The sequence below is a fragment of the Nonomuraea terrae genome (assembly GCF_004348995.1).
Taxonomy (GTDB): domain Bacteria; phylum Actinomycetota; class Actinomycetes; order Streptosporangiales; family Streptosporangiaceae; genus Nonomuraea; species Nonomuraea terrae.
Genome location: NZ_SMKQ01000295.1, coordinates 1 through 7,963, shown reverse-complemented (window position 1 = coordinate 7,963; position 7,963 = coordinate 1). Strand labels below are relative to the sequence as shown.

General features: G+C 70.2%; 9 protein-coding genes and 1 pseudogene. 7 read left to right on the top strand and 3 right to left on the bottom strand.

Annotation, left to right across the window (positions count from 1 at the left end; all coding sequences use genetic code 11):
* The 5 genes and pseudogenes from E1286_RS44050 to E1286_RS44030 all read left to right on the top strand — a co-directional run.
* On the top strand, window positions 1-1,611 hold a 1,611-nt coding region (locus E1286_RS44050; protein ID WP_223190904.1), incomplete at its 5' end, for an AMP-binding protein.
* A 63-nt stretch (window positions 1,612-1,674) separates the two neighbouring features.
* Window positions 1,675-1,959: a glycoside hydrolase family 68 protein gene (locus E1286_RS44045; protein WP_132622875.1), complete on the top strand. Its 285-nt coding sequence runs from the start codon at window positions 1,675-1,677 to the stop codon at window positions 1,957-1,959.
* Window positions 1,932-2,081: pseudogene (locus tag E1286_RS52275) on the top strand (hypothetical protein); the annotation flags it as partial. The gene E1286_RS44045 and the pseudogene E1286_RS52275, both read left to right, overlap by 28 nt.
* Complete coding sequence (locus E1286_RS44035; RefSeq protein ID WP_132622871.1) at window positions 2,074-2,478, top strand: glycoside hydrolase family 68 protein; 405 nt, start codon at window positions 2,074-2,076, stop codon at window positions 2,476-2,478. The pseudogene E1286_RS52275 and the gene E1286_RS44035, both read left to right, overlap by 8 nt.
* Window positions 2,479-2,567: 89 nt before the next feature.
* Window positions 2,568-3,407, top strand: coding sequence for an alpha/beta fold hydrolase (locus E1286_RS44030; protein WP_132622869.1), 840 nt, complete (start codon window positions 2,568-2,570; stop codon window positions 3,405-3,407).
* A 26-nt stretch (window positions 3,408-3,433) separates the two neighbouring features.
* On the opposite strand, the gene E1286_RS44025 is transcribed toward E1286_RS44030, so the two are convergent.
* Window positions 3,434-4,069 (bottom strand): TetR/AcrR family transcriptional regulator, encoded by a 636-nt coding sequence (locus E1286_RS44025; protein WP_132622867.1) that lies wholly within the window; start codon window positions 4,067-4,069, stop codon window positions 3,434-3,436.
* Between the two features lie 156 nt (window positions 4,070-4,225).
* On the opposite strand from E1286_RS44025, the gene E1286_RS44020 reads away from it, so the two are divergent.
* Complete coding sequence (locus E1286_RS44020) at window positions 4,226-5,266, top strand: aldo/keto reductase (protein ID WP_132622865.1); 1,041 nt, start codon at window positions 4,226-4,228, stop codon at window positions 5,264-5,266.
* A gap of 107 nt (window positions 5,267-5,373) precedes the next feature.
* Window positions 5,374-5,868 (top strand): GNAT family N-acetyltransferase, encoded by a 495-nt coding sequence (locus E1286_RS44015; protein WP_165970195.1) that lies wholly within the window; start codon window positions 5,374-5,376, stop codon window positions 5,866-5,868.
* A gap of 5 nt (window positions 5,869-5,873) precedes the next feature.
* Here E1286_RS44015 and E1286_RS44010 read toward each other — a convergent pair whose 3' ends face one another.
* Window positions 5,874-7,319 (bottom strand): alpha/beta fold hydrolase, encoded by a 1,446-nt coding sequence (locus E1286_RS44010; RefSeq protein ID WP_165970194.1) that lies wholly within the window; start codon window positions 7,317-7,319, stop codon window positions 5,874-5,876.
* 267 nt (window positions 7,320-7,586) lie between these two features.
* On the bottom strand, window positions 7,587-7,963 hold a 377-nt coding region (locus E1286_RS44005; RefSeq protein WP_246075676.1), incomplete at its 5' end, for a LysR substrate-binding domain-containing protein.

The window sequence follows — 7,963 nt, the reverse complement described above, 5'->3', positions numbered from 1 at the left end:
GCCCCTGCGCATCGGCTGACCACGAACGACACCCCCACAGCGACCCGAGAGCGGAGACCAGGGATGGCCCGACTGCTGCGCCCGTTCGCCGAGACCCGGCCCGAGGCACCCGCACTGACCGACGAGGACGGCGTCACCACCTGGCGCGAGCTGAACGAGCGCGTCGACCGCCTGGCCCGCGCGCTGCTCGACGCCGGGCTCGGCGCCGGCGACACCATCGCCGTCCACTCCGCCAACCGCCGCGAGTACTTCGAGGTCATGGCCGCCGCCAGCCACATAGGCCTGCGCTACGTCCTGGTCAACTGGCACTGGACCGCCGACGAGCTCCGCTACGTCCTCAGGGACGCCGGCGTGCGGGCCCTGTTCTCCGACCCGGCCTTCGCCGCGCAGGCGGGCCTGGCCGTGGACGGACTCGACCTGCCCACGCTGATCTCCTTCGGCACCGGCATGCCGGGCTTCACCTCCTACGAGGGGTTCCTCGCCGCCGCCCCGGACGGCGAGCCGGAGGAGCAGGTGATGGGCGGCCCGATGTTCTACACCTCCGGCACCACCGGCCGGCCGAAGGGCGTCAGCCGCAAACGGCCCACGACAGGAACGCCCGTCGAGGCCCTCAGCCTGGCCTCCGGCCACTTCGCGACGACGTTCTCCCTGCCCGGCGAGGCCCGCACGCTGCTGGCCGGCCCCGTCTACCACTCCGCCCAGTGGATGTTCTCCTTCCTGGCGCTGCTCGGCGGCATCTCCGTCGTCATGCGCCGCTCGTTCGACCCCGCCGAGACGTTGCGCCTGATCGACCGGCACGCGATCACCAACGTGCACCTCGTGCCCACCCAGTTCGTCCGCCTGCTGCGCCTGGACGCCGCCACCCGGCGGTCCTTCTCCGGCGAGAGCCTCGTCGCGATCTGGCACGGCGCCGCCCCCTGCTCGCCCGAGGTCAAACGCCAGATCATCGAGTGGATCGGCCCGGTCGTCAACGAGTACTACGGCTCCACGGAAGCGGGCGTCAACACGATCATCGACTCACAAGAGTGGCTGGCCAAGCCCGGCAGCGTCGGACGCCCGCAGCCCGCCACGGAGATCCACATCCTCGACCCCGACGGCGACCCCGTCAAACCCGGGCAGCAGGGCCAGATCTGGTTCCGCTACGCCAACGGCGACGACGTCGAGTACTGGGGCGACCCGGACAAGACCGCCTCCATCCACCGGGCCGGCCTGTTCACCACCGGCGACATCGGCTACTTCGACGAGGACGGCTACCTGTTCCTCTGCGACCGCACCATCGACATGATCATCAGCGGTGGCGTGAACATCTACCCGGCCGAGATCGAGAACGTGCTGATCACGCATCCGGCCGTCCGGGACGTCGCGGTCTTCGGCATCCCGGACGACGAGTTCGGCGAACAGGTCAAAGCCGCCGTCGAACTGGTGGACGGCGTGCGGGCCAGCGACGGCCTGCCGGCCGAGCTGATGACCTTCTGCCGCGACCTGCTGGCCGGCTACAAGGTGCCCCGCTCGATCGACTTCGTGCCGGAGCTGCCGCGCACCCCGACCGGCAAGCTGTACAAGCGCCTGCTGCGCGAGCCGTACTGGCAGGGCGTCTCCCGCCGGATCTGACCCGCCGCCGCTACGTACAGCCGGCCTCCACGGCGGTTCAGCCGGGCTCCACGGCGCAGGACGGTGCGACGGACGCACGGCTTCGAGCGCCTGGTAGGCGCCCATCGCGGTCCGGTCGATCTGTGGCCGGTGCAGGACGAGGATGGCGCGACAAGCGTGATCGGCGCCGATGAGCTGTGGATGGCCCTGTCGGCCCCCGCCCTCGGCCATCCGGAGGAGCGTCATGACCTGGCGCGGATCCGCCTGCTCGGCAGGAACGGCGACCAGTGGACCGACCTGGGCAACGCCTTCCCCGACGGCGTCTCGCCCGGCAGCCGCGAATGGTCGGCGCACGCGACCATCTCCTGATCGCCGCGTCCACCGCGTGGGGGGACGGCTTCACCGGTGCGATCGCCCTGGCCGAGCCACGGGCGCGGGCCTGGTCGCTGCTCGCGCCGCTGCTCGTCGCGGAAGGCGTCAACCATGAGCTCGAACGACCGCATGTCATCGTCCACGACTCCTGGCACTACCTCTTCTTCTCCACCCAACGCCACGGCTTCCACCCGGCCGACAGCGCCCACCGGGCTCTACGGCTTCGCCGCGCCCAGCCTGACCGGACCGTACGAGCCGCTCAACGGCTCCGGACTTGTGATCCGGAATCCTGCCGCCGAACCTGATCAGGCCTACGCGTGGCTGGTGCTGCCCGACCTCCACGTGGTCAGCTTCGCCGACTACCGGTCACACCAGGGCAGGGATCTGCGGCATGCGAAGGCGGCGCAGGCACGAGTCGACTTCGGCGGAACCATCGCGCCGATGCTCAAACTCACCCTGGACGGGATGGCCACGTCCGTCATCGCCGCTTCTGGCCGTGCCCACGGAAACGTTTGACCTCGCCCCCGTATGTGAATGCGCGCTCACACTCTTGCTACGCTGCCATCGGCATTTGAGAGCAGACATTCAAATATTCTGGGGGAACGATGCTCGACGGGTTTCGCGACGGCTACGCCGACGTCAACGGGACCAGGCTGCATTACGTCGCCGGCGGCGCGGGAGAACCACTCCTGCTCCTGCCGGGATGGCCGATGACCTGGTGGGAGTTCCACAAGATCATGCCCGTCCTGGCGCGCCGGCGCCGGGTGATCGCCGTCGACCTGCGCGGCATGGGCGACTCCGCCAAACCCGAGGGCGGATACGACAAGAAGACCATGGCCCGCGACGTGGCGGAGCTGGTCCGCCATCTCGGCCATGACCGCGTCGACGTGGCCGGCATGGACATCGGGGCGATGGTGGCCTTCAGCTTCGCCGCCAACCACCCCGAGCTCACCACAAGGGTCGCCCTGCTCGACGTGCCGCACCCCGACACGTTCTTCCACTCCTTCGGTGTGCTGCCCCGGCCGGACCAGCCGCACCTGTGGTGGTTCGCCTTCAACCAGGTCCGCGACCTGCCCGAACGGCTGCTGGAGGGCCGGTCCCGGCTGCTCATCGACTGGTGCGTGCAGAACATGGCCAAGGACCCGGACGCGATCAGCGAGCAGAGCCGGGCCGTCTACGCCGCCGCCTACGACCAGCCGGGCGCGATCCGGGCGGCCAACGGCTGGTACCAGGCGTTCGCGCAGGACATCGCCGACATGCAGACCTACGGCAAGCTCTCCGTGCCGGTGCTGGCGCTGGGAGGTCTCTACTACGAGGCGCTGCCGCTCGCGCTCTCGGACCGGGCCGACGACATCCGGTTCGTGCAGTTGGCCGACGCCGGCCACTACCTGTCCGAGGAACGACCCGACGACGTCGCGAACGCGCTCATCGAGTTCTTCGGCTGATCTCCTGGCCAGGCGAACGGGCCGGCCTAACCTGCGCCGCCGTCGTCCGCCGGGCGGCGGTAGACGCCGTGCCACCAGGTCAGCGCCAGCTCGCGGGCGAACGCGGCGTCACGACCGGGGTCGCCGGCGGTGACGTGGTCGACGAGAGCCCGTTCGCCACCCATCACGATCACCCGGACGGCGCTCTCCAGGTCGAGGTCGGCGGGGGTGCGGCCCACGTCCTGCTCGGCGCGGAGCAGCGTGAGCGTCCAGTCCGTGAACTGGGTGAGTTCTCTGCCCCAGAAGTCACGCACCGTCGCGTCGTAGGCGGCGACCTCGGCGAGCGCCCGCCGCACGGCGGCGTGTTTCCGATAGACCCGCATCACCTGCGAGAAGACGTCCGCGAGATGTTCGACGCCCTCCGACGGATGCCAGGCCGAGGTGACGTCGAAGGAGGAGCTCATGAGCTCGGTGGCCAGGCGCATGAGCAGGTCGACCTTGTCGCGGAAGTGGTTGTAGAAGGTCGAGCGGGCGACGCCGGCCTCGGTGGAGATCTGCTGCACGCCGAGCTCGGTGAAATTCGCGCCGTTGATCAGGAGACGCTGGGTCGCGGCCAGGATCTCCGCCTCGGCCGAGGTGGGCCGGCCGACATTCGCGGTGCGTCGTCGAGTGATCGAAGGCATGTCCGGATCCTAGACGTCTGGGCAACGTACCTCACACTACAGAGCGTCTGGACATCGTGTAGCGTAATTTCCGGACACAATGTCCAGACGTGGCGATCGAAAAGTTGCCCGGTCGCCTGCCGGCGGACCGGACGGATCTGTGGGAAGGAATAGCTGGTGAAATATCGTCTGCTGGGACGTACAGGAGTCTGGGTCTCGGAGATCTCCCTGGGCACGATGACGTTCGGCGGCAAGGAACACCCGGTGTACCGCACTCATGGCGCACTCGGGCAGGAGGAAGTGGATCGCCTCGTCGGCACGGCACTCGACGCCGGGATCAACTTCATCGACACCGCCGACGTCTACGCCGACGGCGAGAGCGAGGAACTGCTCGGCCGCGCGATCGGGCAGCGCCGCCGGGACGTGGTGCTCGCCACCAAGCTGATCGCTCCGGTCGGGCCCGGGCCCAACGACCAGGGGCTTTCCCGCCTGCACGTGATGCGGGCCCTGGAGGACAGCCTGCGCCGGCTGAACACCGACTACATCGACCTCTACCAGATCCACAACCACGACCACCTGACGCCGATCGAGGAGACGCTGAGCGCGCTCGACGACGCGGTACGGCAGGGCAAGGTCCGCTACATCGGCTGTTCCAACCTTTCCGCCTGGCAGATCAGCAAGGCGTTGGGCGTCTCCGCGTTGCACGGCCAGGCGAAGTTCGTCGCCAATCAGGCGTACTACTCGCTGCTGTCGCGGGACGCCGAGCGTGACCTGGTGCCCATGGCCGAGGACGCGGGGCTGAGCCTGACGGTGTGGCAACCGCTCGCCGGCGGCTTCCTCACGGGCAAGTTCGACCGCGGCGGAGCCACCACCGAACCGGACTCCCGCCGAGCCCTGAACGGCTTCGACTTCGTGCCTTTCGACGAGGAGAAGGGCTTCCAGGTGCTCGACGTGCTGCGGGCCGTCGCCGCGCGGCACGAGGTGAGCCCCGCCCGGGTCGCCATCGCCTGGCTGCTCGCCCAGCGCGCCGTCACCAGCGTCATCGTCGGCGCCCGCAAGCTGGAACAGCTCACCGACAACATCGCCGCCGTCGACCTGACCCTCACCGAGCAGGACCTCGCCGAACTCGACGAGGTCAGCCGGTCGCCGCTCGCCTACCCCAACTGGATCCAGGGGTGGTTCGCTCCGACCCGGACCCCGGCCGGCAACCAGGCCTGACCAGGACGTCGAGCATCTCGGCTCCCCCTCCCTACCAGGATGCTCGGCGAACCCGCACCCGCCCTCAGGGGTTTTTCCTCGTACGTCCAGTTGGCATGCTGAGTGCCATGAGCGTCGAGCACCAGTTCGTGCGGATCCGGCCTATTCGTGAAGAGGACCGCCACGCCGTCATGGCACTCGCCCACCGGCTGACCGAAGGCGTGGCGGAATGGCGGGACCCTGAGGCGGTCGTGGAGGCGGCCAGGCAGTGGCTCGCCGGATCCCTCGCCTCGGCGCGGGAACAGCGCGGCGCCGTGTTCGTCGCCGAGGCCGACGACGGCGTCGTCGGTGTGGTCTCCGTCAACACCCAGAAGCACTTCACCGGAACGGTCGACGCCTACGTCGGGGAGCTGGCGGTCGCCCCGCACGCGGCACGCGGCGGGGTCGGCCGGCAGCTGATGGCCGCGGCCGAGACCTGGGCCCGCCGGCAGGGCGTGCGCCACCTGACACTGGAGACGGGCGCCGCCAACACGACCGCCCGCCACTTCTACGCGGCTCTGGGCTACCGGGAGGAGGCGATCCGCCTGACGCGCACCCTCGATGAGGAGCCGGGAAACGAGTGAGCCGCTCATTCGGCGGGGCAGACGGTGCCCGGCTCGGGGAGCTTCAGCTCGATCAGGTATCGGGTGGCGTGCCGGATCGGACACTGCTTGCCCGACAGATACATGACGTGCCCAGGCCCGTCATAGCCGACCGTGACCGAACCCGGGATCATCCTGGTGAAGCTTTCCGTGAGCGCGTGATCCCCCCACGTGCTGCCGACCCCCAACACCGGCGGCAGCCCACGAACAGGCAGCGGCCGCGACGGGTTGGCCACCTTCAGCGGCCAGCCCGCGCAGCCCAGCGCGTCGAACGACACACTCGCCAGGTTCGCCGAGATCTTCCCGGCCTCGCGACGGCCCTGCGTGAGCTGCGCGTAGCCGGTGTACCCGCGCTCGTCCGCGCACGTCATCGCGAGCGCCCCCGGCATGGCCCAGACACGCACGTTGCTGAGCACCACATCGGCGAAACCGGACCCGTCCCCCTGCCGGGCCCTGTCCACCGCGTCGGCGAAGGCGAGCCAGCGGGTGTTCCCCGGCCCCGGGTCCCCGAGGAATCCGGCGGAACCGAAGGTCTTCAGCCGCGATCCGGTCAGCTCGCCTTTCCCGAACTCCGGTGAGGTGACCGGGATCGGCCGGCGATCGGCTTCCCGGGTGAGCTCGCGCCAGACCGCTCCGGCGTCCTCACCGTGCAGGGCACAGGCCGGGGTCGCCGAGCACCACGCCGTGAACCTGCCGAACACCTGCTCGGCGCGCGACAGGGCCAGCAACCTCTGCCGCGGCCAGCCGACGGTCTGGTTGACCACCCCGTCGACGTACAGGGCCCGGATGCGGTGCGGGAACAGCCGGGCGTACGCGGCCGCGGGCACCCCTCCGTAGGAGTTGGCCATGAAGCTCAGCCGCTCCTCGCCCAGCGCCCGGCGGACCGCGTCCATGTCCCTGGCCACCGACAGCGAATCCAGGTGCGCGAACAACCCGGTGCCGTCCTCGGCCCGGCACGCCTCGAACGCCCTGGTCATCTTCGCGGCCAGCACCTCGTACTGCCTGCGGCTGCGGGGCTCGTCCAGCGACGTCCCGGGCCGCAGGCACGACGGGGGCAGCCGATCCTGCCAGACGGTGTTACGCGGGTTGTAGGCGACCAGGTCGAACCGTCCGCGCAGTTCGGTGAGATCGCCCGCGGCGTGTTTCAGGTCCTCGATCCCCTTCCTGCCCGGCCCGCCCGGAACGCCCAGCACGCTGCCGATCCGGCGGGCCGGCTCCGTGGCGGGCAGCCGTGCCAGCTCCAGCGAGATCTTCCGCCCGTCAGGCTCGGCCCAGTCCACGGGCACCTCCACCGCCGCGCACTCCATCCCGGCGGGAACGCCCTGGCCCTCGCACGCGCGCCACCTCAGCCGCTCGTCGCCCCGGACGGCCGACGCCGTCGACGCCAGCAACACCGGCACCATCGCCGCGACCAGCCACCTGCTCATCCTCATGGCTCCAGCGTGCTCGCGCGGCCGCCCGGTTTCCTCCTCCCTCCGAACCGTTGCCGCGGCGGCGCTCTGGGACCCTGCTCCTCCCCCTCCGGAAGGACCGGGGTCAGCGCAGGGTGCGCGGGGTCTCGGATTCGCGCGGGTCAGCGGCGCCGGCCACCGGCCGCGGCGCGCCCTGCTCGACGACGGTGCGGAGGCACGGGACCCCCGCGCCGGGCACCCTGCTGCGGGCCGGTTGATCGACGACATGCCGGCCCGCGCCGGCAGCCGTCAACGACCCGAGGCACGCCTCCGGATCGCCTCGAACAGAGCCGAAGCCGACCGGCTCAACTCACGATCCACCGCGATCGCGATCGACATCACTATCCTCGGCGCAGGCCGGTCAATCCGAATCAACCGCACATCCGCCCACGGATCCACCACAGCCGGCGGCACAATCGCGACCGCCAGCCCGTGATGCACGAAATCCACCACACCCGCAAAATCGCCCACCTCGTACCGGACCGTCCGCTCCACCGCCGCCGCCCGGAACGCACGATCCACCACGATCCTGCTCCCCCAATCCGCAGGACAATCAGCGAACGTCTCCCCCCGCAACTCGCGCAGATCCACCCGCCCACGCCCCGCCAGCCGATGCCCCGCAGGGC